This is a genomic window from Klebsiella sp. Lac1 (assembly GCF_009825425.1).
Taxonomy (GTDB): domain Bacteria; phylum Pseudomonadota; class Gammaproteobacteria; order Enterobacterales; family Enterobacteriaceae; genus Klebsiella; species Klebsiella electrica.
Genome location: NZ_VJZJ01000003.1, coordinates 493,210 through 514,249, shown reverse-complemented (window position 1 = coordinate 514,249; position 21,040 = coordinate 493,210). Strand labels below are relative to the sequence as shown.

Here is a 21,040-nt window from a genome sequence, read left to right as displayed (position 1 = left end):
GATTTAGCCGCCCATTGAGCGGGAAGAAGAGGTACCCGCAGCGCTGCGCTGCATGGCGGATTGCTTCGCGACCGATTCACCAAACCCACCGCGGGTGACGGTGCTGGTGGTGGCCGGTTTTGGCGCCATCGCCGTCTTCGGTACGTTCATCGTCCGACCCGGTTGCGCCGCGCCGTAGCTCTTACCACCGGCATCGGTGTACTGACCATAGGCTGGGCTGGCCGGGTTTTTCGAGCTGAACAGCGGCTGCTGTGCACCCATGCCTCCGCCCATCAGACGGCCCATCATGTAGCCTGCCATCAGCGGCATCCAGAAGCTGCCGCTGCTTTGCGCCTGCGCCTGGTTTTCCGGCGCTACGCCCGCCAGAGCCGGCGTTTGCTGGCACTGGCCTTCGCCGAATTCAGCGACGCAATCTTCACGCGTGGCGTATTTCGGCGCGGTACGTACCGCTTCTTTCTGAGCATTGTTGAAAGCGGTGGTACATTCTGCGCTTTTTCCCGGATTGGCGGCAGAGCAGTCATCGGCGTTTTGGTACAAAGAAACCGTCTCGTCGGTTTTTTCACAACCGGCAAGCATAAATACGGCCGTAACGGCAAGGGCGACCGGTGTCAGATGGCGAGCGCTCCAGCTTTTACGGAACGAGGCATGATTAATATTTTTTGTCCGTTTCATATTTGTCTTCCAGGACCCAGTGGTATTGCAAATTGTTAACGCTCAGGATAGAGGATGAGTGGTGGAAAATGAAGCGAAGAGGGGCGGAAAGGAGGGGATCTTTACGTTGCCTTACGTTTAGCGCTTCGCTTAGCGGAATTCGTTAAGCGAAGCGCCATGACGTAATGACGATTACTGGCGGAAAGGATTGGTGCCGCTGGTTTTCGTGGCGCGGGTTGACGCCGATGTCGCCGCCGGGGCTGCATTGCTGCTGTAGCCATCAGCGTTAGCATCCTGCTGCGGGGTTTCCGGCGCGACGCTATCTGGCGAGGTCGACACAGGTTTGCCCAACGTGTTGTTCAGCGCAACCAGATCCTGCTCATTCAGTGTCCCGAGAGCAGATTTGACATTCAGCTGATTAATCAGGTAGCTATAACGTGCGCTGGAGAGCTGCTGTTTGGCGCTGTACAGGGCCGTTGTGGCATTCAGGACGTCGACGATGGTACGCGTCCCCACGGAATAGCCTGCTTCCATGGCATCAAGGGAGCTTTGCGCAGAAACCACCGCCTGTTTGTAGGCGTTGATGCTGCTGATAGAGGCATTGATGTTATTAAAGGAAGAACGCACGGTCTGAACCACGCTGCGATGCGCGCTTTCCAGCAGTTCGCTGGCGCCGACGAAGTTGTACTGCGCCTGTTTCACCTGCGAGTTAACCATCCCGCCCTGGTACAGCGGCAGCGAGAAATTCAGGCCGATTTTGTTCTGCCCGGCATCAGTGTCGCCATAGCGCGTTGGATCGTTGGTTTTTGAACCGTTGTAGGTGGTGTTCGAGATCCCGGTCGAGGCGGTTAAATTCAGGGTCGGCAGATGGCCGTCCTGCGCCTGGCGAATCTGTTCGCGGGCCAGATCCTGGCTCAGACGCGCCTGCAGCAGCGACAGATTGCGGTTTTCCGCTTCTTTCAGCAGCGCGTTCACCGTCTGCGGTTTGTTGGTTTTAAAACCGCCAATGTTCAGCGATGACAGCTGTGGATAGTAGTTGCCGGTTACCTGGCGCAGCGCTTCTACCGCGTTGTCGAGGTTGTTGCGCGCGGTCACTTCGTTTGCCAGTACGGAGTCGTATTGCGAACGGGCGTTCTGCACATCGGTGATCGCCACAAGACCAACGTTAAAGCGCTGGGTGGTCTGATCCAACTGGCGGTAGATGGCCTGTTTCTGTGCTTCGGTATAGGAAAGCGTATCAATGGCGTTCAGGACGTTAAAGTAAGCCGTCGCGGTGTTCAGAATCAGCGTTTGCTGGTTGGTCTGATAGGTGACGTCCTGAATGCCAGCTTGTTTTTCCTGTAGCGTCAGCGAGCGCCATTTCGACATATCGAAAAGAACCTGCGTTAACTGCAGCGAGCCGCTGGTGACGTTCGAGTTCACGCCGTTGCTGTCGCGATAACCATTGGTGTAAGTATAATCCGCGCCCAGGCCAAGCTGAGGCAGTAACGGGCTACGTGCTTCGTTGATCTTCTCGAATGCAGCATCACGATCGGCTGCTGATTTACGCAGGTCAGGGTTGCTGACGCGCGCCTGCTGATAAACCTGCATCAGGTTTTCTGCCTGGCTCATGGCGCTGAAGCCAGTCAGGCCCAGACCGATGAGGATGGGGAAAAGTTTCTTCATTTGCATTCCTTGTTGTGAAGCATAAAGCGCTGCCCAAATTCTAAAAATATTCGCTGATTGTATCGACTCTGCCGCAGTAAAAAGTTGGCGTTACGTGCCATCCGGCGGTAATTTGCACCAATCTAACATACGGACTGTAAAACGATAGCCAAACGGCTTATAAATCCTTACTTTCGGAGGCGCGGGACAGAGACAATGAGCAAGCTCAATCAGCAAGGAATTACCTTCTCGAAAAACGATGTAGAAATTATTGCACGCGAAACGCTTTATCGTGGTTTTTTTTCGCTGGATTTATACCGTTTTCGCCATCGCCTGTTTAACGGCGGGATGAGCGGCGAGGTGACGCGCGAAATTTTTGAGCGCGGGCATGCCGCAGTCTTGCTACCCTTTGACCCGATACGTGATGAAGTGGTGCTGGTCGAGCAAATCCGCATCGCCGCGTATGATACCAGCGAGAGCCCGTGGCTACTGGAAATGGTCGCCGGTATGATTGAAGACGGTGAAACCCCCGAGGACGTTGCCCGCCGCGAAGCGGTAGAAGAAGCCGGACTGGTCGTCGGACGGACAAAACCGGTCCTGAGCTATCTGGCAAGCCCTGGCGGCACCAGCGAAAGGCTGTCGATTCTGGTTGGTGAAGTCGATGCCACAACGGCAAAAGGGATTCACGGTCTGGCGGATGAAAATGAAGACATCCGGGTGCATGTGGTCAGCCGGGAGCAGGCTTACCAGTGGGTTGAAGAGGGGAAAACCGACAACGCGGCCTCTGTCATTGCCTTGCAATGGCTGCAGCTGCATTATCACAATTTACGTAATGAGTGGACAAAATGAAGCGTTATACACCTGACTTCCCGGAAATGATGCGCCTGTGTGAAACCAATTTTGCTCAGTTGCGCCGCTTGTTGCCTCGAACCGATGCAGCCGGCGATGTCGCGGGCTATCAGGTGGGCAATGCGCAATATCGATTAACTATCGTCGAGTCGACCCGCTACACTACATTAGTGTCAATTGAGCAGACGGTTCCGGCGGTAAGTTACTGGAGTTTACCGTCAATGACGGTACGCCTGTATCATGATGCGATGGTCGCTGAAGTGTGTTCGACTCAGCAGATCTTTCGCTTCAAAGCAAAGTATGATTATCCTAATAAAAAGTTGCATCAACGCGACGAAAAGCATCAAATTAATCAGTTCCTGGCGGACTGGCTGAGATACTGTTTAGCACATGGAGCGATGGCGATTCCGGTTTGTTAGCGTCGTGAAACCTAAGGACACCATTTGGAAAGCCTGTTAAATCTGCCTCTGGCTGGTGAGACCAGAGTCAGGATATTACAAATTACTGATACTCACCTGTTTGCTGAAAAACATGAAACGCTGTTAGGTATCAATACCTGGGAAAGCTACCAGGCCGTGCTGGATGCCATCCATGCCTCACAGCGTCCATGCGATCTTATAGTGGCAACAGGCGATCTGGCGCAGGACCATTCCGCCGCGGCCTATCAGCACTTTGCTGAAGGTATCGCGAGTTTTGCCGCGCCCTGCGTCTGGTTGCCGGGCAACCATGACTTCCAGCCGGCGATGTACAGCACGCTGCTGGAATCGGGTATTTCCCCGGCCAAGCGGGTCTTGCTGGGCGAGCACTGGCAAATCTTGCTGCTCGACAGCCAGGTGTTTGGCGTTCCCCACGGCGAGCTGAGCGACTTTCAGCTTGAGTGGCTGGAACAGAAGCTGGCGGAAGAGCCTGAGCGCCATACGCTGCTGCTGTTGCATCACCATCCGCTCCCTTCGGGTTGTAGCTGGTTGGATCAACACAGCCTGCGTAATGCCGGGGCTCTGGATCGCGCGCTGTCCGCTTTTCCGCGCGTAAAGCATTTACTCTGCGGCCATATTCACCAGGAACTGGACCTCAACTGGAACGGGCGGCGGATGATGGCCACGCCTTCGACCTGCGTACAATTTAAGCCGCACTGCGCCAATTTTACCCTGGACACCCTTTCTCCCGGCTGGCGCTGGCTGGAACTGCACGCCGACGGTACTTTGACCACCGAGGTTTGCCGCCTTAACGGCGTGAAGTTTCACCCGGATATCGCTTCAGAAGGATACTGATGGCTACGCTCCTTTATCTGCATGGTTTTAACAGTTCACCGCGGTCGGCCAAAGCGACGGCGCTGAAGGACTGGCTGACGCAGACCTTTCCCGAGATTACGATGGTGGTGCCTGAGCTGCCCGCTTACCCGGCAGACGCGGCGGAGATGCTGGAAGCCATTGTGCTGGAACGCGGCGGGGAACCGCTGGGGGTGGTGGGGTCTTCGCTGGGAGGCTACTATGCCACCTGGCTATCGCAGTGTTTTATGCTGCCGACGGTGGTGGTTAACCCGGCGGTGCGCCCGTTTGAACTGCTGAACAATTTCCTTGGCCCCAATGAGAATCCGTACACGGGGCAGCAATATGTGCTAGAGTCACGCCATATTTACGATCTCAAAGTCATGCAAATCGACCCGCTGGAAGCGCCTGATTTAATCTGGCTGTTGCAGCAAACGGGCGATGAAGTGCTTGATTACCGCCAGGCCGTTGCTTACTACGCCTCATGCCGGCAGACGGTAGAGGAGGGCGGCAATCACGCATTTGTCGGCTTTGAAGATCATTTCACTCAGATTATCGATTTTCTGGGTTTGCGTTAAGCATTCCTGGACTACCTACGAATACACACCATGACGCAATCTTCATATAACGCTGATGCCATTGAGGTACTCACCGGGCTAGAGCCGGTTCGCCGCCGTCCAGGGATGTACACTGACACAACACGTCCTAACCATCTAGGTCAGGAAGTTATTGATAACAGTGTGGATGAAGCACTGGCTGGCCATGCGAAACGCGTGGAGGTCATTCTTCATGCCGATCAATCGCTGGAAGTGATCGACGATGGCCGCGGGATGCCGGTTGATATCCACCCGGAAGAAGGGGTTCCGGCGGTTGAGCTGATCCTGTGCCGGCTGCATGCGGGCGGCAAATTCTCCAGCAAGAATTACCAGTTCTCGGGGGGGCTGCACGGGGTGGGTATTTCGGTGGTCAACGCCCTGTCGAAGCGCGTGGAAGTGAACGTCCGCCGCGATGGCCAGATCTACAGCATCGCCTTCGAGAATGGCGATAAAGTTGAAGATCTCCACGTCACCGGCACCTGCGGTAAACGCAATACCGGAACCAGCGTGCATTTCTGGCCGGATGAGCATTTCTTTGATAGCCCGCGCTTTTCCGTCTCGCGCCTGACGCATGTGCTCAAAGCCAAAGCCGTGCTCTGCCCTGGAGTCGAGATTGTCTTCCGTGACCAGGTAAACAACAGCGAACAGCGCTGGTGTTACCAGGACGGCCTGACTGACTACCTGTGCGAAGCGGTGAACGGCCTGCCGCTGCTGCCGGAAAAACCGTTCGTCGGCAACTTCTCCGGCGAAACCGAAGCGGTCGACTGGGCGCTGCTGTGGCTACCGGAAGGCGGGGAGCTGCTGACCGAAAGCTACGTTAACCTGATCCCGACCATGCAGGGCGGTACCCATGTTAACGGTCTGCGCCAGGGGCTGCTCGAAGCGATGCGCGAGTTCTGTGAATATCGCAATATCCTGCCGCGCGGCGTGAAGCTGTCTGCGGAAGATATCTGGGATCGCTGTGCCTACGTGCTGTCGGTGAAAATGCAGGATCCGCAGTTTGCCGGTCAGACCAAAGAGCGCCTCTCTTCGCGTCAGTGCGCGGCGTTTGTCTCCGGCGTGGTAAAAGATGCCTTTAGCTTGTGGCTGAACCAGAACGTTCAGGCCGCGGAGCTGCTTGCCGAAATGGCCATCTCCAGCGCCCAGCGCCGGATGCGCGCGGCGAAAAAGGTGGTGCGTAAAAAGCTGACCAGCGGTCCCGCGTTGCCGGGTAAGCTGGCGGACTGTACCGCTCAGGATCTGAACCGTACCGAGCTGTTTCTGGTGGAAGGGGACTCGGCGGGCGGTTCTGCCAAGCAGGCGCGCGATCGGGAATATCAGGCGATCATGCCGCTGAAGGGTAAAATCCTTAATACCTGGGAAGTTTCGTCTGATGAAGTGCTGGCGTCGCAAGAGGTCCACGACATTTCGGTGGCGATCGGTATCGATCCGGACAGCGACGACTTAAGTCAGCTTCGCTACGGCAAGATTTGTATTCTCGCGGATGCGGACTCCGACGGCCTGCACATTGCCACGCTGCTGTGCGCGCTGTTTGTGAAGCACTTCCGCACGCTGGTGAAACACGGGCACGTCCACGTTGCGCTGCCGCCTTTGTACCGTATCGATCTCGGCAAAGAGGTTTACTACGCCCTGACGGAAGAAGAGAAAGCCGGCGTGCTGGAGCAGCTCAAACGGAAGAAGGGCAAACCGAACGTCCAGCGCTTTAAAGGGCTGGGTGAGATGAACCCGATGCAGCTGCGCGAAACCACGCTTGACCCGAATACCCGCCGCCTGGTGCAGTTGATTATCAGCGATGAGGATGAGCAGCAGACCACGGCGATGATGGATATGCTGTTAGCCAAGAAACGTTCGGAAGATCGTCGTAACTGGCTGCAGGAGAAAGGGGATATGGCGGATCTGGAAGCCTGACCTGCTGCTTAATCAGAACTGGCGCCCCGCCAGTTCTGACTCACTTCGGGTGTTTTTCTTCGTGCGACCTTAAATGCCGGACTGCAGAATGCGGATGCTGGTCTCCAGCACGTCGCCTTTTACCGCTTCAGCGTAGGCTTTCATATGCGGAGTTTGCAGATGCGCTTCGAGATGGGCAACGCTTTCCCACTGTTCAACCATGACGATTGAATCCGGCGAGGTGCTCTGGAAACTCACGCCGGCGGCGTGGTCAACCAGCGGCGCATAGCCGTGGCAGCCCTCTTCCTGTAAAACGACCGGAACAAGTTTTGCAAACTGATCAAGTACCGCCTGGCGATGGTGTTGGCCCGGGCGTGTGCGAATTTCTGCGATCACTGTCAACATGATTAACTCAACTCCTTCTGTATGTAGATCTTTAGTTAACCAAAAATCTGCGCCAGATGCTTGCGATATTCTGCTATGTCACGCGGAACATCCGGCATTTTAATGACGTCGTTGGCGATAAAGGTCGGCAGAGGGGTCATGCCGAGGAACTGGTTGGCTTTATGGAACGGCAGATACACGCCGTCAACGCCCACGCCGTGGAAGAACTGATCTTTATCGGTGAAGGCATCCATCGGCGCGTTCCAGGTCAGGGAGAGCATGTACTGCTTGCCCTGAATCAGGCCGCCGGAACCGTATTTCTGGCTGGCGTCGGAGCGGGTGCGCCCGTCGCTGGCATACAGCGAGCCGTGGCCTTCGGTGAAGACATCATCAATATATTTCTTCACGGTCCACGGCGCGCCCATCCACCAGCCCGGCATTTGCCAGATAACCACATCGGCCCAGAGGAAATTCTGCACTTCTTGTTGGACGTCGTAATCGCTTTCCGCACGGACGATTTTAACATCATGCCCGGCGTCGCGCAGATAGCCATCCGCGACCTCGGTCAGGGTGTCATTCAACTGGCCGTTTGAATGGGCGAATTTCTTCGCGCCGTTGATAATCAGGATATTGCTCATTTTTTACCCTTCAGGTTTCGAGTTTGTCACTGATTTTATCCCGCAAGGCGGGGCGGTAAAATGAGCAAAATGTGCAAAGTCTTTTGCGTTAATTGCAATAATGGCTACCAGCGCACGCGCGCCGTAAAACCGCCTCCGGGCGCGTTGCTGAAGTCTGCCGTCATCCGGTGCAGCGCGGCAATGCGCCGGACGATTGATAAGCCCAGTCCGCTACCGGGCTCATCCTGGCCGGGAGGGCGATAGAAGCGCTCGCCGATGCGCGCTAGCGCTGCGGGGCTGACGCCTGGGCCATTATCGCGTACGGAAAACTCACGAGCATCAACAGTGATATCGACCTGGCTGCCGCGCGGGCTGTAGCGCACGGCATTATCCAGCAGATTGCGTACCAGCAGACTCAGTAGCAGCGGCTGGCCAGGCTGCGTGACCTGCGTTGCGTGCAGATGCAGGCGTAGCTCAATGCCCGCCTGTTGCGCAGTGTGGTACATCTCCATGACCGACGATTGCAGCAGCTCATCGATGGCAATCGTATGCACATCCTCAAGCTGCGCCAGAGAATCGAGGCGCGACAACGTTAAAAGCTGGTCTACCAGCCGGGTTGCGCGGTCAATTCCTTCATGCAGCTGCGCCAGCGCTTTCTCCCGCCCCTGCGGGTCGTCCATTGACAGCTGCGCGACTTCGGTCTGCACCTTCAGCGCCGCAAGCGGGCTGCGCAACTCGTGTGCGGCATCGGAGGTAAACCGGCGCTCGCGTATCATGGTGTCATGCGTACGAGCAAACAGCTGATTCAGGGCATCGACCAGCGGCCGGACTTCACTGGGCACCTTGTCGACGTTAAGCGATTCCGCCGAGTCCGGCGCGCGCAGGCGCAGCGTTCTGGCCAGCTGTTTTAACGGCGCCAGCTCCCGGCTCAGCAGCACAATCAGCAGCAGGAACATCAGCGGTAGCGCCACCAGCCAGGGAGTCAACTGGGAGGTGACGATATCCAGCGCCATTTCCCGCCGGTAGTCCCACTCCTGACCCACGACAATACGGTAGCGGCCATCGCCGGTGGTTAACTGCAGGAAGCGCCATTCATCATCATCGTTATCCAGATAGCCATCGCTGAAGCCTTCCCGACGATTTTGCCACGGGATGTCCTGACCATTCTCGCCGTCGTGAAGCAGACGCTTACCGTCAGCCGTGAAAATCGTGAACGCCAGCGCGTCGTCATCGAGATGGCCGTGTTTGATCTTCTTTTTTGTCTGCATCGGGGCCGTGAGCGCGTGTAGCTCGTCGAAATTGATGGCGCTCAGCCGACGGGCAAACAGCAGCTGTTGGGTATCAAAGAGCTTATCCAGCTTGTCCGTGGTGTGTTGCCAGGCAATAACACAGGCGATGCCCCAGGCCGCGCTGGTCAGCAGGAAAAAAAGCAGCGTCAGGCGGACGCGCAGGCTAAGTCGTTTCATGCATCACCGAGGGTATAGCCGATCCCGTGAACGGTACGAATAAATTCACTGCCGAGCTTACGGCGCAGGTGATGAACGTGCACCTCGACCGCATTGCTGGAGACATCGTCATCCCAGGTATAGAGTTTCTCTTCAATGAGCTTGCGCGGCAGAACGCGTCCGGCATTGCGCATCAGCAGCTCCAGCAAGGCGAACTCTTTTGGCTTCAGCACCAGGTTGTCGCCGTTCGTCGTCACGGTCAGGCCAATGGGATCGAGCGCAACGTGGCCATGGCACAGTTCGCTGCTGCTCTGGCCGTGGGCGCGACGAATCAGGGCCTCCAGCCGGGCGGCAACTTCAATCAGCGCGAAAGGTTTACACAGATAGTCATCGGCGCCGAGGCGCAGCCCTTCAACCCGCTGGCTGAGCGCATCGCGGGCCGTGAGGATCAGTACCGGTTCGTGGCGGCCCTGATTACGCCATGCACGCAGGATATCCAGCCCGTCGATGCCGGGCAGCGTCAGATCGAGGATCGCCGCATCATAGGGCGCCGTATAGAGCGCGGCTTTACCTTCTTCACCGCGGGTAAACCAGTCGATGCTGAAGCCCATTTTCGTCAGCCCGACTTTAATGCCATCGCCGATGAGCTTATCGTCTTCCACCACTAAAATGCGCATTGGCCGCTCCTGTGGCTGTCATGAATACGCGCAGTAAACCGCGTTGTGGCAGGCACTGTACAGGAATAAAATTTCTTTTTTCTGCTTAAGAAGTTGTTAAGTTTTGCCTGATGTAATCAGGGTCATATAACCAGACAAGGAGAACATCTTATGAAGAAAATGGCTGCAATGACCGCGATCGTCGCTTTAGTTTGTCTGCCGGTGCTGGCTGCTGAACAAGGGGGTTTTAGCGGACCGGGGGCGACGCAAACCAGTCAGACGTCAACGCAAAAAGGCGGTTTTATTGGCCCGGGCGGGAGCGTCACGACGGTGGAAAACGCCAAATCGTTGCGTGATGACACCTGGGTGACCCTGCGCGGTAAAATAGTGCAGCGGGTCTCTGACGATCTGTATAAATTCCAGGACGCCTCCGGGACGGTGAATGTGGATATCGATCATAAGCGCTGGAACGGTCTGACCGTCACGCCGCAGGACAGCGTTGAGATCCAGGGGGAGGTCGACAAAGACTGGAACTCGGTCGAAATCGATGTGAAGCAAATAACGAAAGTCGCACCGTAAGCCCGACATCGCGCAAGATCGGTCAGGAATCGCTATCCTCGCTCTGCCAGAGTATGTCCGCAGGAGGAGACGATGAACGAGACTAGGATGAACCCGGCGTACGTCGGGCGTTTTCAGCGCGTGTGTTTATACATTGAGCGTCATCTGGATGAGCCCCTGTCGCTGGAGACGCTGAGCGCGATCGCGCATTGCTCGCCGTATCACTTTCACCGGCAATTCACCGCCTGTAGCGGCGTACCGCTGTATCGCTATATCCAGTGGCTACGTCTGCGCCGCGCCTGCTGGCGCCTGGCGTTCAGGCCGCAGGATAAAATCATCGATATTGCCCTTGATGCCGGGTTTCAGAATCCGGAGTCGTTCAGTCGTGCCTTCCGTGCCGCGTTCGCTCAAAGCCCCAGCCAGTTCCGTCAACAGCCGGACTGGCAGGAGTGGCATCGACGCGTACCGAAACATACATTACAGGAGCAACATCCGATGACAGTTAAAATAGTCCAGTTCCCTGACACCCAGGTGGCGATGTTGCGCCACCGCGGCAGTCCTGATTTGGTCAATGCTACGGCGGCGCAGTTTATCGCCTGGCGCAAGGCGAGCGGGTTATCGCCGGTCGCCACCTGCGCGACCTGGGGCGTGTCGTGGGACGATCCTGCGACCACTCCCGCTGACGATTTTCGTTTTGATATCTGCGGGTCGGTCAATGAACCGATAGCGGAAAACGCCTTTGGCGTGGTGAATGGCGCTATTCCGGGCGGGCGATGCGCGCTGGCGCGTCACCACGGCTCTCTGGATACGCTCGCGCAAAGCGTCTGGTCTCTCTACCGCGACTGGCTACCGACGTCGGGTGAAACGCTACGCGATTTTCCGCTGTTTTTCCGTTACCTCAACTTCGTGCATGAAGTCGGCGAACACGAGCTCCAGACCGATATTTATCTGCCGCTGCGCTGATTAGCGCTAACGGAATCCTCAGCCGATCTCACGGCCTGTGACTCAGGGCGTGAGATCGGGTATTATCGCGGGTAGTTTTGCCGCCCGCACGGTCGGTACGCAGATTGAGGATTCACGATTAATGAGCGATATGGCAGAGCGCCTTGCGCTGCATGAATTTACGGAAAATGCTTACCTGAACTATTCCATGTACGTCATCATGGACAGGGCGTTGCCGTTTATTGGCGATGGTCTGAAGCCGGTCCAGCGTCGCATCGTTTACGCGATGTCTGAGCTGGGGCTGAACGCCAGCGCGAAGTTCAAAAAGTCCGCCCGCACCGTGGGTGATGTGCTGGGTAAATACCACCCGCACGGCGATAGCGCCTGCTATGAAGCGATGGTGCTGATGGCGCAGCCCTTCTCCTACCGCTACCCGCTGGTGGATGGGCAGGGGAACTGGGGGGCGCCGGACGATCCTAAATCCTTCGCCGCGATGCGTTATACCGAATCCCGTTTGTCAAAGTATGCGGAACTGCTGCTGGGCGAACTGGGACAGGGAACCGTCGACTGGGTGCCGAACTTCGACGGGACGATGCAGGAGCCGAAAATGCTGCCTGCGCGTCTGCCGAACATCCTGCTGAACGGCACTACCGGCATCGCCGTCGGTATGGCAACCGATATTCCTCCGCACAACCTGCGTGAAGTGGCGCAGGCGGCGATTACCCTGATCGAAAAACCGCAGACCTCGCTCGACGAGCTGCTGGATATCGTTCACGGGCCAGACTACCCGACCGAAGCCGAAATCATTACTCCGCGCGCGGAGATCCGCAAAATCTACCAGAACGGTCGCGGTTCGGTGCGGATGCGTGCGGTATGGAAAAAAGAGGACGGTGCGGTAGTGATTACGGCGTTGCCGCATCAGGTTTCCGGCGCCCGTGTGCTGGAGCAAATCGCCGCTCAGATGCGCAACAAAAAGCTGCCGATGGTTGACGATCTGCGCGATGAGTCGGACCACGAAAACCCGACGCGCCTGGTGATCGTCCCGCGTTCGAATCGCGTGGATATGGAACAGGTGATGAATCATCTGTTCGCGACCACCGATCTTGAAAAAAGCTATCGCATCAACCTGAACATGATCGGCCTCGACAACCGTCCGGCGGTGAAAAACCTGCTGGAGATCCTCGCGGAGTGGCTGACCTTCCGCCGCGATACCGTGCGTCGCCGTCTGAACTACCGCCTGGAGAAAGTGCTCAAGCGCCTGCACATTCTCGAAGGTTTGCTGGTCGCGTTCCTTAATATCGATGAAGTGATTGAAATTATCCGCCACGAGGATGAGCCGAAGCCGGCCCTGATGTCGCGTTTTGGCATCAGCGAAACCCAGGCGGAAGCGATCCTTGAGCTGAAACTGCGCCACCTCGCCCGACTGGAAGAGATGAAGATCCGCGGCGAGCAGAGCGATCTGGAAAAAGAGCGCGATCAGCTGCAGGCGATTCTGGCCTCTGAACGGAAGATGAACAACCTGCTGAAGAAAGAGCTGCAGGCCGACGCCGAGACCTTCGGCGACGATCGTCGTTCACCGCTGCGCGAGCGCGAAGAAGCAAAAGCGATGAGCGAGCACGACATGCTGCCGTCTGAGCCGGTGACCATCGTGCTGTCGCAAATGGGCTGGGTGCGGAGCGCCAAAGGCCACGATATTGACGCGCAGGGTCTGAGCTATAAAGCGGGCGATAGCTGGAAAGCGTCGTCGAAAGGCAAGAGCAACCAGCCGGTGGTGTTTATTGATACCACCGGGCGTAGCTACGCCATCGATCCGATCACGCTGCCGTCGGCGCGCGGTCAGGGCGAGCCGATTACCAGCAAACTGACGCTACCGCCGGGCGCCAGCGTTGAACATATGCTGATGGAAAGCGACGATCGCAAGTTGTTGATGGCCTCCGACGCCGGCTACGGTTTCGTCTGTACCTTTAACGATCTGGTGGCGCGCAACCGCGCGGGCAAGGCGCTGATTACGTTGCCGGATAACGCGCGCGTCATGACGCCGCTGGTGATCGAAGATGATGCTGACATGCTGCTGGCGATCACCTCTGCCGGGCGCATGCTGATGTTCCCGGTCAGCGACTTACCGCAGCTGTCAAAAGGTAAGGGGAATAAGATTATCAATATTCCGTCGGCGGAAGCGGCTTCCGGTCAGGATGGCCTGGCGCACTTGTTCGTGCTGCCGCCGCAGAGCACGCTGACTATCCACGTCGGGAAGCGCAAGATTAAACTGCGTCCGGAAGAGCTGCAAAAAGTCACCGGTGAACGCGGTCGTCGCGGCTCGCTGATGCGCGGACTGCAGAAAATCGATCGTGTGGAAATCGATTCGCCGCGTCGGGCCTCGTCGGCGGACGATAGCGAAGAGTAAGACGGGCATCCCCCTGCTGGCAGGCAGGGGATGCTAAAATTTGCCGCAAAATCGTTGTTTATTCAGGTGTTGCGATTAACAATAGGCGCAAAATCATTCAAGATACGTCGGGCGGTCAGCAAATGACACCCGACGCCTGCAATCTGCTAAACAGCGAGTCAGTACCCTATAGACGTGAGTGACGCTTAAACGCGACGACGAGCGTGACAGGCGCGTCGTGCGCTGACGATGTACCGGGCGATATCGCCGTTCGCGCGCATACGAGCTGAAGTTTAACGGGTATTATTCTAAGCGGTTTGGGTTTTAGAGGTAGCTATGCTATTTATTTTTCGACTAATTGTTGTTGTTATTTACTGTATCTTCGTGTGTATATTTGGCTGTATTTACTGCTTGTTCAGCCCGCGTAATCCTAAACACGTTGCCACCTTCGGGCATCTGTTTGGCCGACTCTCTCCGCTGTTCGGCCTGAAGGTAGAAACGCGTAAGCCCGCTGATGCACAGAGCTATGGTAATGCTATCTACATCGCTAACCATCAGAACAACTATGATATGGTGACGGCGTCAAACATCGTACAGCCGCCGACCGTGACCGTGGGTAAAAAGAGCCTGGTGTGGATCCCGTTCTTTGGTCTGCTCTACTGGTTGACAGGGAACCTGCTGATTGACCGTAATAACCGGGCGAAAGCGCATGGCACTATCTCGCAGGTGGTTGATACGTTTAAAAAACGCAAAATCTCTTTCTGGATGTTCCCGGAAGGTACGCGTAGCCGCGGTCGCGGTTTGCTGCCCTTTAAAACCGGCGCTTTCCACGCGGCTATTGCCGCAGGCGTGCCGATTATTCCGGTATGCGTTTCCAATACATCGAATAAAATTAACCTCAATCGCCTGAACAATGGTCTGGTGATTGTCGAAATGCTGCCGCCGGTCGATACCAGCCAGTTTGGTAAAGAGGGCGTACGTGCGCTGGCAACGCACTGCCGCGAGCTGATGGCGGCGAAGATTGAAGAGCTGGATCGCGAAGTTGCTGAGCGCGAAGCGGCGGCAAAGAAATAAACAGGAACTGCTGCGATAACGCGAGCGCAGGGCTAGCGGGAAACGAATTCCCTTTTTGATGAGTTAGTATTCCATGGAGTTAATATGTCACTCAGTCGGCGTCAGTTTATCCAGGCTTCAGGCGTAGCGCTGTGCGCGGGAGCCGTGCCGCTGAACGCACATGCCGCCGGCCAGCAGCCAGCCTTGCCGGTTCCGCCGTTGCTGGAATCCCGCCGCGGTCAGCCGCTGTTTTTAACTCTGCAGCGAGCGCACTGGTCATTTACCCCGGGAACGCGCGCCTCGGTATGGGGCGTGAACGGCCGCTACCTCGGGCCGACGATCCGCGTGTGGAATGGCGATGATGTTAAGCTCATTTACAGCAACCGACTGACGGAAAACGTCGCCATGACCATCCGGGGCCTGCAGGTTCCCGGTCCGCTGATTGGCGGCGCGGCGCGAATGATGTCGCCGAACGCCGACTGGGCGCCGGTGCTGCCGATTCGCCAGAGTGCCGCCACGCTGTGGTATCAGGCCAACACGCCAAACCATATGGCGAAACAGGTCTATAACGGCCTCGCCGGTATGTGGCTGGTGGAGGATGAGGTCAGTAAGAACCTGCCAATCCCTAATCATTACGGCGTGGATGACTTCCCGGTGATTATTCAGGACAAGCGACTGGATAATTTCGGTACCCCGGAATACAGCGAACCCGGCAGCGGCGGTTTTGTCGGCGATACGCTGTTGGTGAACGGCGTGCAGAGCCCGTATGTCGAAGTGTCGCGCGGCTGGGTGCGCCTGCGCCTGCTGAACGCCTCTAACTCCCGTCGCTATCAGCTGCAGATGAGCGATGGCCGGCTGATACACGTTATCTCCGGCGACCAGGGCTTTTTATCCGCCCCGGTTTCGCTAAAACAGCTGTCGCTGGCTCCCGGCGAGCGGCGAGAAATTCTGGTGAATATGACCAACGGCGATGAGGTGTCGATTACCTGCGGCGAAGCGGCAAGCATCGTTGACCGTATCCGTGGCTTCTTCGAACCGTCGAGCATTCTGATTTCTACGCTGCTATTAACGTTGCGTCCGACGGGCCTGCTGCCGCTGGTCACCGATAGTCTGCCGCTACGTCTGCTGCCGACGGAGTTCCTGCCCGGCACGCCGCTTCGCTCGCGGGATATCTCCCTCGGCGACGATCCGGGGATTAACGGCAATCTGTGGGATCCGCAGCGCATTGATATCACCGCCCAGCAGGGCACCTGGGAGCGCTGGACGGTGCGCGCCGATCGGCCGCAGCCGTTCCATATAGAAGGCGTGATGTTCCAGGTACGTAACGTGAACGGGTCCGCACCGTTCCCGGAGGACCGCGGCTGGAAAGATACCGTCTGGGTCGACGGACAGGTGGAGCTGCTGGTGTACTACGCGCAGCCTTCCTGGCCGCACTTCCCGTTCCAGTTCCTGAGCCAGACGCTGGAGCTGGCCGACCGTGGCTCAATTGGCCAGATGCTGGTCAACCCGGCACCATAATGGCGGATACCCTGGCCGAATCGCGGTCAGGGTATCCGAAAATCTCCCTTCATTTCTTTCGTCGATCCGGCTTATAATCGCCGCCCTTTGATTATTTTTTTATCACTTTTCCCGGAAGCAATATGAGCGCAATATCCCTGATCCAACCGGATCGTGACCTTTTTTCCTGGCCGCAGTACTGGGCCGCCTGCTTTGGCCCGGCGCCATTTTTACCAATGTCACGCGAAGAGATGGATCAACTTGGCTGGGATAGCTGCGACATTATCCTGGTCACCGGCGATGCGTATGTCGACCATCCGAGCTTTGGGATGGCGATTTGCGGACGCATGCTGGAAGCGCAGGGATTCCGCGTCGGGATTATTTCTCAGCCTGACTGGAACAATAAAAATGACTTTATGCGCCTCGGCAAACCGAATCTGTTCTTCGGGGTCACCGCCGGCAATATGGACTCGATGATCAACCGCTACACCGCCGATCGTAAACTGCGCCACGATGATGCGTATACCGCGGGCAATGTCGCCGGTAAACGTCCTGACCGCGCCACGCTGGTTTATACCCAGCGCTGTAAAGAAGCGTGGAAGGATGTCCCGGTGATCCTCGGGGGGATCGAGGCCAGCCTGCGCCGTACCGCGCATTATGATTACTGGTCTGATACCGTGCGCCGTTCGGTGCTGGTGGATTCGAAGGCCGATATGCTGATGTTCGGCAATGGCGAACGTCCGCTGGTGGAAGTGGCGCATCGTCTGGCCGCCGGTGAGCCGATTAGCCACATTCGCGACGTGCGTAATACCGCCATTATGGTTAAAGAGGCGCTGCCGGGCTGGAGCGGCGTGGACTCTACCCGTCTGGATACGCCGGGTAAAATTGACCCCATCCCGCACCCGTATGGCGAAGACCTGCCGTGTGCGGATAACAACACCGTTGCGCCGCCAAAACAAGAAGCCAAACGCGTCACCGTGCAACCGCCGCGTCCGAAGCCGTGGGAAAAAACCTACGTCCTGCTGCCTTCCTTTGAGAAGGTCAAAGGGGACAAGGTGCTGTACGCGCATGCGTCGCGTATTCTGCATCATGAGACCAACCCGGGCTGCGCGCGCGCGTTGATGCAAAAGCACGGCGAGCGTTATATCTGGGTTAACCCGCCGGCTATCCCGCTGTCGACGGAAGAGATGGACAGCGTTTTTGCGCTGCCGTATAAGCGCGTCCCGCACCCGGCATATGGCGATAGCCGTATTCCGGCTTACGAGATGATTCGTTTCTCGATAAACATTATGCGCGGCTGTTTCGGCGGCTGTTCTTTCTGCTCTATCACCGAGCATGAAGGCCGCATCATTCAGAGCCGTTCCGAAGATTCGATCATCAACGAAATCGAAGCGATTCGCGACACGGTTCCCGGCTTTACCGGTGTTATCTCCGATCTTGGCGGCCCGACGGCCAACATGTATATGCTGCGCTGCAAGTCGCCGCGCGCGGAACAAACCTGTCGCCGTTTATCCTGCGTCTATCCGGATATTTGCCCGCACATGGATACCAACCATGAGCCGACGATCAATCTCTATCGTCGCGCCCGCGATCTGAAAGGGATTAAAAAAATCCTTATCGCCTCAGGCGTGCGTTATGACATCGCCGTCGAGGATCCGCGCTATATCAAAGAGCTGGCGACTCACCATGTCGGCGGCTATCTGAAAATTGCTCCGGAACATACGGAAGAAGGCCCGCTGTCAAAAATGATGAAGCCGGGTATGGGAAGCTATGACCGTTTTAAAGAGTTGTTCGATACCTATTCGAAGCAGGCGGGCAAAGAGCAGTACCTGATTCCGTACTTTATCTCCGCGCACCCGGGTACGCGCGACGAAGATATGGTGAACCTGGCCCTGTGGCTGAAAAAACACCGTTTCCGTCTCGACCAGGTGCAGAACTTCTATCCGTCGCCGCTGGCCAACTCGACCACCATGTATTACACCGGCAAGAACCCGCTGGGTAAGATTGGCTATAAGAGTGAAGACGTTGTGGTGCCGAAAGGTGATAAACAGCGCCGTCTGCATAAAGCGCTGCTGCGTTACCACGATCCGGCGAACTGGCCGCTGATTCGTCAGGCGCTGGAGAGCATGGGCAAGAAGCATCTGATTGGATCGCGCCGCGACTGTCTGGTGCCTGCTCCGACGCTGGATGAGATGCGCGAAGCGCGTCGTCAGAACCGCAATACCCGCCCGGCGTTGACCAAGCATACGCCGATTACGCATCAGCGTTCGAACGGTGGGGAGACGGCGAGGAAGCCGATAAAACGCGGTAAGGTCGCCAGCCGTTAAGTTTGTCGGATGGCCCGGCGGCGCAGCGCTGACCGGGCCAGTAAAACGGTGAACCACCGGCCGGATCGGCATCCCGCCATCCGGCCTTTTTATATGTTATCCGCCGAACTGATCCGGATCCGGTCCCAGACGTTTGTTCTGGTCCAGTTTCGCCATCTCACCCAGTTCGTCTTTATCGAGACGGAAATCCCAGACGTTGAAGTTCTCCGCAATACGGGCGGGCGTCACGGATTTCGGAATCACCACCAGCCCGTTGTCCAGGTGCCAGCGGATAACAATCTGCGCGGGGGTTTTAGCGTATTTATCCGCCAGGTGATGAATAATTTTCCGGTCGAAAACGCCTTCTCCCCCCTGCGCCAGCGGGCTCCAGGATTCCGTTTGAATTTTATGCGTAGCGTTCCAGGCATGAAGCTGACGTTGCTGGAGTAAAGGATGAAGCTCTACCTGGTTTATCACCGGCACGATGCCGGTTTCATCCAGCAGTCGCTGGAGATGATGCACCTGGAAGTTACAGACGCCGATGCTTTTGACCAGCCCCTCTTTTTGCAGCTCAACCATGCCTTTCCAGGCGTCAACATAGTGATCAATCGCCGGAACCGGCCAGTGCATAAGATAGAGATCGACGTAATCGAGCTGCAGTTTACGCAGGCTCTCTTGTAGCGCCTCACGAGGACGTTTTTGGTCGTCGTTCCACAGTTTCGTGGTAATAAACAGCTGATCGCGGGGGATGTCTGCGCTGCGTAACGCATTGCCGACACCGGTCTCATTTTGGTAGGCGGCGGCGGTGTCAAAAGAGCGATAACCGACTTCCAGCGCCTTATGAATGGCGGAGACGACTTCCTCGTTGCCTGCTTTCCACACGCCGAGACCCAGTTGTGGCATCAGGTTGCCGTCGTGCAGTTTTATAACGGTTGGATGTGTCATGCCTTCCTCCTGTTAATGAAACTCAGCGGTGTACATTCCGCTAAGGGGTAGCATTAAGTCTGGACGAAATAGCTAAAAACGGTAGTAAAACTCTTCTCCTTCCCGCAAGTTCACGGCAAGGAGAAGAGAGAGGGAAAGGGAAACTTAGCGTGCCGCCTCGTAAATCCGGCGGCTGACCTCAAGGGTGATATCCTTATTTTCACCCAGCGCCGTCATGCCGTGCTCTTCCAGTTTAGCCAGTAACGCCGGAATGGAGCTACCGTCCAGACCGTAGTCGGAAAGACGGGTCGGTACGCCGAGCTGTTCGAAGAAGTGACGCGTCGCGGCGATCGCGGCATCGATACGTTCGTCTTCAGAACCCTCGGTAATATTCCAGACGCGGGCGGCATACTGCAGCAGCTTCGCGCGTTTAGTCTCGCGTTTTTCATTCCACAATACTGGCAGCACGATAGCCAGCGTCTGGGCATGGTCGAGGCCATGCATCGCGGTCAGTTCGTGACCCAGCATATGCGTTGCCCAGTCCTGGGGAACACCGGCGCCGATCAGGCCGTTTAACGCCTGGGTCGCGGCCCACATGATATTGGCGCGAACGTCGTAATTCTCTGGATCTTTCAGCGCTTTCGGGCCCTCTTCAATCAGGGTCAGCAGGATGCCTTCGGCAAAGCGATCCTGAATTTTGCCATCGACCGGATAGGTGACGTACTGTTCAACGGTATGGACAAATGCGTCAACAACGCCATTGGCCACCTGACGCGGCGGCAGGGTATAGGTGTAAACCGGATCGAGGATCGCAAACACCGGCTGCACATGAGAAGACATAAAGGCGCGTTTGTCGCCGGTGGTTTTACGCGAAACCACGGCGCCTTTATTGGATTCGGAGCCGGTTGCCGGCAGCGTCAGCACGGAGCCCATCGGGATCGCGCTTGTCACATGGCTGCCGTAGGTTTCGAGAATTTCCCACGGATCGACGTTTTCATCATAGTGCGCCGCCGCGGCGATGAATTTGGTGCCATCCAGTACCGAACCGCCGCCGACGGCGAGCAGGAAGGTGACGTTTTGTTCACGGGCGATTTTCACCGCCTTCATCAGCGTTTCGTAAGAGGGGTTTGGTTCAATCCCGCCAAACTCCAGAACGTCGAAACCGTTCAGGGCGTTGAGGACCTGATCGAGCACGCCGGTTTTCTTCACGCTGCCGCCGCCGTAGGTCACCAGAATCCGGGCATCCGCCGGGATTTGAGCGCGCAGGTTGTCGATGGCGCCTTTACCAAACAGGATGCGGGTTGGGGTATGTAGATCGAAATTATTCATTATTCGTGCCCTCAAAAAAAGAAAACTGCCGGCTGAGAGGAGGCCTCGGCC

At 56.8% G+C, this 21,040-nt stretch carries 18 protein-coding genes and 1 pseudogene; 11 read left to right on the top strand and 8 right to left on the bottom strand.

The window, feature by feature from the left end:
- Positions 1-3: 3 nt before the first annotated feature.
- Both FNY10_RS21455 and tolC read right to left on the bottom strand, forming a co-directional pair.
- Entirely contained in the window at positions 4-672 is a 669-nt protein-coding gene (locus tag FNY10_RS21455) for a DUF1190 family protein (RefSeq protein ID WP_160704433.1), read from the bottom strand.
- Positions 673-843: 171 nt separating this feature from the next.
- Complete coding sequence (gene tolC / locus FNY10_RS21450) at positions 844-2,316, bottom strand: outer membrane channel protein TolC (RefSeq protein WP_141963400.1); 1,473 nt, start codon at positions 2,314-2,316, stop codon at positions 844-846.
- A gap of 195 nt (positions 2,317-2,511) precedes the next feature.
- On the opposite strand from tolC, the gene nudF reads away from it, so the two are divergent.
- The 5 genes from nudF to parE are packed head-to-tail and all read left to right on the top strand — an operon-like array spanning position 2,512 to position 6,916.
- On the top strand, positions 2,512-3,144 hold the full coding sequence (gene nudF, locus FNY10_RS21445; RefSeq protein ID WP_141963402.1) for an ADP-ribose diphosphatase: 633 nt from the start codon (positions 2,512-2,514) through the stop codon (positions 3,142-3,144).
- A complete protein-coding gene (locus FNY10_RS21440; protein ID WP_004867771.1) occupies positions 3,141-3,563 on the top strand; it encodes a DUF1249 family protein in 423 nt (140 codons plus the stop codon). The genes nudF and FNY10_RS21440 overlap by 4 nt, the downstream gene beginning before the upstream one ends.
- 24 nt (positions 3,564-3,587) lie before the next feature.
- Entirely contained in the window at positions 3,588-4,415 is an 828-nt protein-coding gene (cpdA, locus tag FNY10_RS21435; protein WP_131048533.1) for a 3',5'-cyclic-AMP phosphodiesterase, read from the top strand.
- Entirely contained in the window at positions 4,415-4,990 is a 576-nt protein-coding gene (yqiA, locus tag FNY10_RS21430; protein ID WP_100683507.1) for an esterase YqiA, read from the top strand. Before cpdA ends, yqiA begins: the two co-directional genes overlap by 1 nt.
- A 30-nt stretch (positions 4,991-5,020) precedes the next feature.
- Complete coding sequence (parE, locus tag FNY10_RS21425; RefSeq protein ID WP_131048534.1) at positions 5,021-6,916, top strand: DNA topoisomerase IV subunit B; 1,896 nt, start codon at positions 5,021-5,023, stop codon at positions 6,914-6,916.
- A 69-nt stretch (positions 6,917-6,985) separates the two neighbouring features.
- Here parE and FNY10_RS21420 read toward each other — a convergent pair whose 3' ends face one another.
- From FNY10_RS21420 to qseB, 4 genes are all read right to left on the bottom strand, one after another.
- A complete protein-coding gene (locus FNY10_RS21420; protein WP_004867760.1) occupies positions 6,986-7,300 on the bottom strand; it encodes a putative quinol monooxygenase in 315 nt (104 codons plus the stop codon).
- A gap of 35 nt (positions 7,301-7,335) precedes the next feature.
- The gene (locus tag FNY10_RS21415) at positions 7,336-7,917 is read right to left on the bottom strand and encodes an NAD(P)H-dependent oxidoreductase (RefSeq protein ID WP_100683505.1); all 582 of its coding nucleotides are present in this window, start codon (positions 7,915-7,917) and stop codon (positions 7,336-7,338) included.
- Positions 7,918-8,021: 104 nt separating this feature from the next.
- Positions 8,022-9,362 (bottom strand): quorum sensing histidine kinase QseC, encoded by a 1,341-nt coding sequence (gene qseC, locus FNY10_RS21410; protein ID WP_141963404.1) that lies wholly within the window; start codon positions 9,360-9,362, stop codon positions 8,022-8,024.
- Positions 9,359-10,018 (bottom strand): quorum sensing response regulator transcription factor QseB, encoded by a 660-nt coding sequence (gene qseB / locus FNY10_RS21405; protein ID WP_141963406.1) that lies wholly within the window; start codon positions 10,016-10,018, stop codon positions 9,359-9,361. Before qseB ends, qseC begins: the two co-directional genes overlap by 4 nt.
- A gap of 150 nt (positions 10,019-10,168) precedes the next feature.
- Between qseB and FNY10_RS21400 the strand changes: the two genes are divergently transcribed.
- The 6 genes and pseudogenes from FNY10_RS21400 (at position 10,169) to FNY10_RS21375 (ending at position 18,757) form a co-directional block, all read left to right on the top strand.
- Complete coding sequence (locus tag FNY10_RS21400) at positions 10,169-10,576, top strand: YgiW/YdeI family stress tolerance OB fold protein (protein WP_131048537.1); 408 nt, start codon at positions 10,169-10,171, stop codon at positions 10,574-10,576.
- A gap of 72 nt (positions 10,577-10,648) precedes the next feature.
- Positions 10,649-11,518 carry an AraC family transcriptional regulator gene (locus tag FNY10_RS21395; RefSeq protein WP_131048538.1) on the top strand — a complete coding sequence of 290 codons (870 nt, stop codon included), beginning with the start codon at positions 10,649-10,651 and terminating at the stop codon, positions 11,516-11,518.
- Positions 11,519-11,639: 121 nt separating this feature from the next.
- On the top strand, positions 11,640-13,901 hold the full coding sequence (gene parC, locus FNY10_RS21390) for a DNA topoisomerase IV subunit A (protein WP_131048539.1): 2,262 nt from the start codon (positions 11,640-11,642) through the stop codon (positions 13,899-13,901).
- 315 nt (positions 13,902-14,216) lie between these two features.
- Positions 14,217-14,954 carry a 1-acylglycerol-3-phosphate O-acyltransferase gene (gene plsC, locus FNY10_RS21385; RefSeq protein ID WP_100683501.1) on the top strand — a complete coding sequence of 246 codons (738 nt, stop codon included), beginning with the start codon at positions 14,217-14,219 and terminating at the stop codon, positions 14,952-14,954.
- Positions 14,955-15,038: 84 nt separating this feature from the next.
- A complete protein-coding gene (gene ftsP / locus FNY10_RS21380; RefSeq protein WP_160704435.1) occupies positions 15,039-16,451 on the top strand; it encodes a cell division protein FtsP in 1,413 nt (470 codons plus the stop codon).
- 33 nt (positions 16,452-16,484) lie between these two features.
- Positions 16,485-18,757 (top strand): annotated as a pseudogene (locus FNY10_RS21375) (YgiQ family radical SAM protein).
- Between the two features lie 96 nt (positions 18,758-18,853).
- Here the strand turns inward: FNY10_RS21375 and dkgA are convergent.
- Together dkgA and yqhD are read right to left on the bottom strand one after the other, a co-directional pair.
- The gene (gene dkgA / locus FNY10_RS21370) at positions 18,854-19,681 is read right to left on the bottom strand and encodes a 2,5-didehydrogluconate reductase DkgA (RefSeq protein WP_100683498.1); all 828 of its coding nucleotides are present in this window, start codon (positions 19,679-19,681) and stop codon (positions 18,854-18,856) included.
- A gap of 144 nt (positions 19,682-19,825) precedes the next feature.
- Positions 19,826-20,989 carry an alcohol dehydrogenase gene (yqhD, locus tag FNY10_RS21365; RefSeq protein WP_160704437.1) on the bottom strand — a complete coding sequence of 388 codons (1,164 nt, stop codon included), beginning with the start codon at positions 20,987-20,989 and terminating at the stop codon, positions 19,826-19,828.
- Positions 20,990-21,040: the final 51 nt, after the last annotated feature.

Excerpts from the sequence above, each read along its gene's own strand:
- FNY10_RS21455 (WP_160704433.1), bottom strand. The coding sequence starts at position 672 with ATGAAACGGACAAAAAATATTAATCATGCCTCGTTCCGTAAAAGCTGG.
- tolC (WP_141963400.1), bottom strand. The coding sequence starts at position 2,316 with ATGAAGAAACTTTTCCCCATCCTCATCGGTCTGGGCCTGACTGGCTTC.
- nudF (WP_141963402.1), top strand. The coding sequence starts at position 2,512 with ATGAGCAAGCTCAATCAGCAAGGAATTACCTTCTCGAAAAACGATGTA.
- FNY10_RS21440 (WP_004867771.1), top strand. The coding sequence starts at position 3,141 with ATGAAGCGTTATACACCTGACTTCCCGGAAATGATGCGCCTGTGTGAA.
- yqiA (WP_100683507.1), top strand. The coding sequence starts at position 4,415 with ATGGCTACGCTCCTTTATCTGCATGGTTTTAACAGTTCACCGCGGTCG.
- parE (WP_131048534.1), top strand. The coding sequence starts at position 5,021 with ATGACGCAATCTTCATATAACGCTGATGCCATTGAGGTACTCACCGGG.
- FNY10_RS21420 (WP_004867760.1), bottom strand. The coding sequence starts at position 7,300 with ATGTTGACAGTGATCGCAGAAATTCGCACACGCCCGGGCCAACACCAT.
- FNY10_RS21415 (WP_100683505.1), bottom strand. The coding sequence starts at position 7,917 with ATGAGCAATATCCTGATTATCAACGGCGCGAAGAAATTCGCCCATTCA.
- qseC (WP_141963404.1), bottom strand. The coding sequence starts at position 9,362 with ATGAAACGACTTAGCCTGCGCGTCCGCCTGACGCTGCTTTTTTTCCTG.
- qseB (WP_141963406.1), bottom strand. The coding sequence starts at position 10,018 with ATGCGCATTTTAGTGGTGGAAGACGATAAGCTCATCGGCGATGGCATT.
- FNY10_RS21400 (WP_131048537.1), top strand. The coding sequence starts at position 10,169 with ATGAAGAAAATGGCTGCAATGACCGCGATCGTCGCTTTAGTTTGTCTG.
- FNY10_RS21395 (WP_131048538.1), top strand. The coding sequence starts at position 10,649 with ATGAACGAGACTAGGATGAACCCGGCGTACGTCGGGCGTTTTCAGCGC.
- parC (WP_131048539.1), top strand. The coding sequence starts at position 11,640 with ATGAGCGATATGGCAGAGCGCCTTGCGCTGCATGAATTTACGGAAAAT.
- plsC (WP_100683501.1), top strand. The coding sequence starts at position 14,217 with ATGCTATTTATTTTTCGACTAATTGTTGTTGTTATTTACTGTATCTTC.
- ftsP (WP_160704435.1), top strand. The coding sequence starts at position 15,039 with ATGTCACTCAGTCGGCGTCAGTTTATCCAGGCTTCAGGCGTAGCGCTG.
- dkgA (WP_100683498.1), bottom strand. The coding sequence starts at position 19,681 with ATGACACATCCAACCGTTATAAAACTGCACGACGGCAACCTGATGCCA.
- yqhD (WP_160704437.1), bottom strand. The coding sequence starts at position 20,989 with ATGAATAATTTCGATCTACATACCCCAACCCGCATCCTGTTTGGTAAA.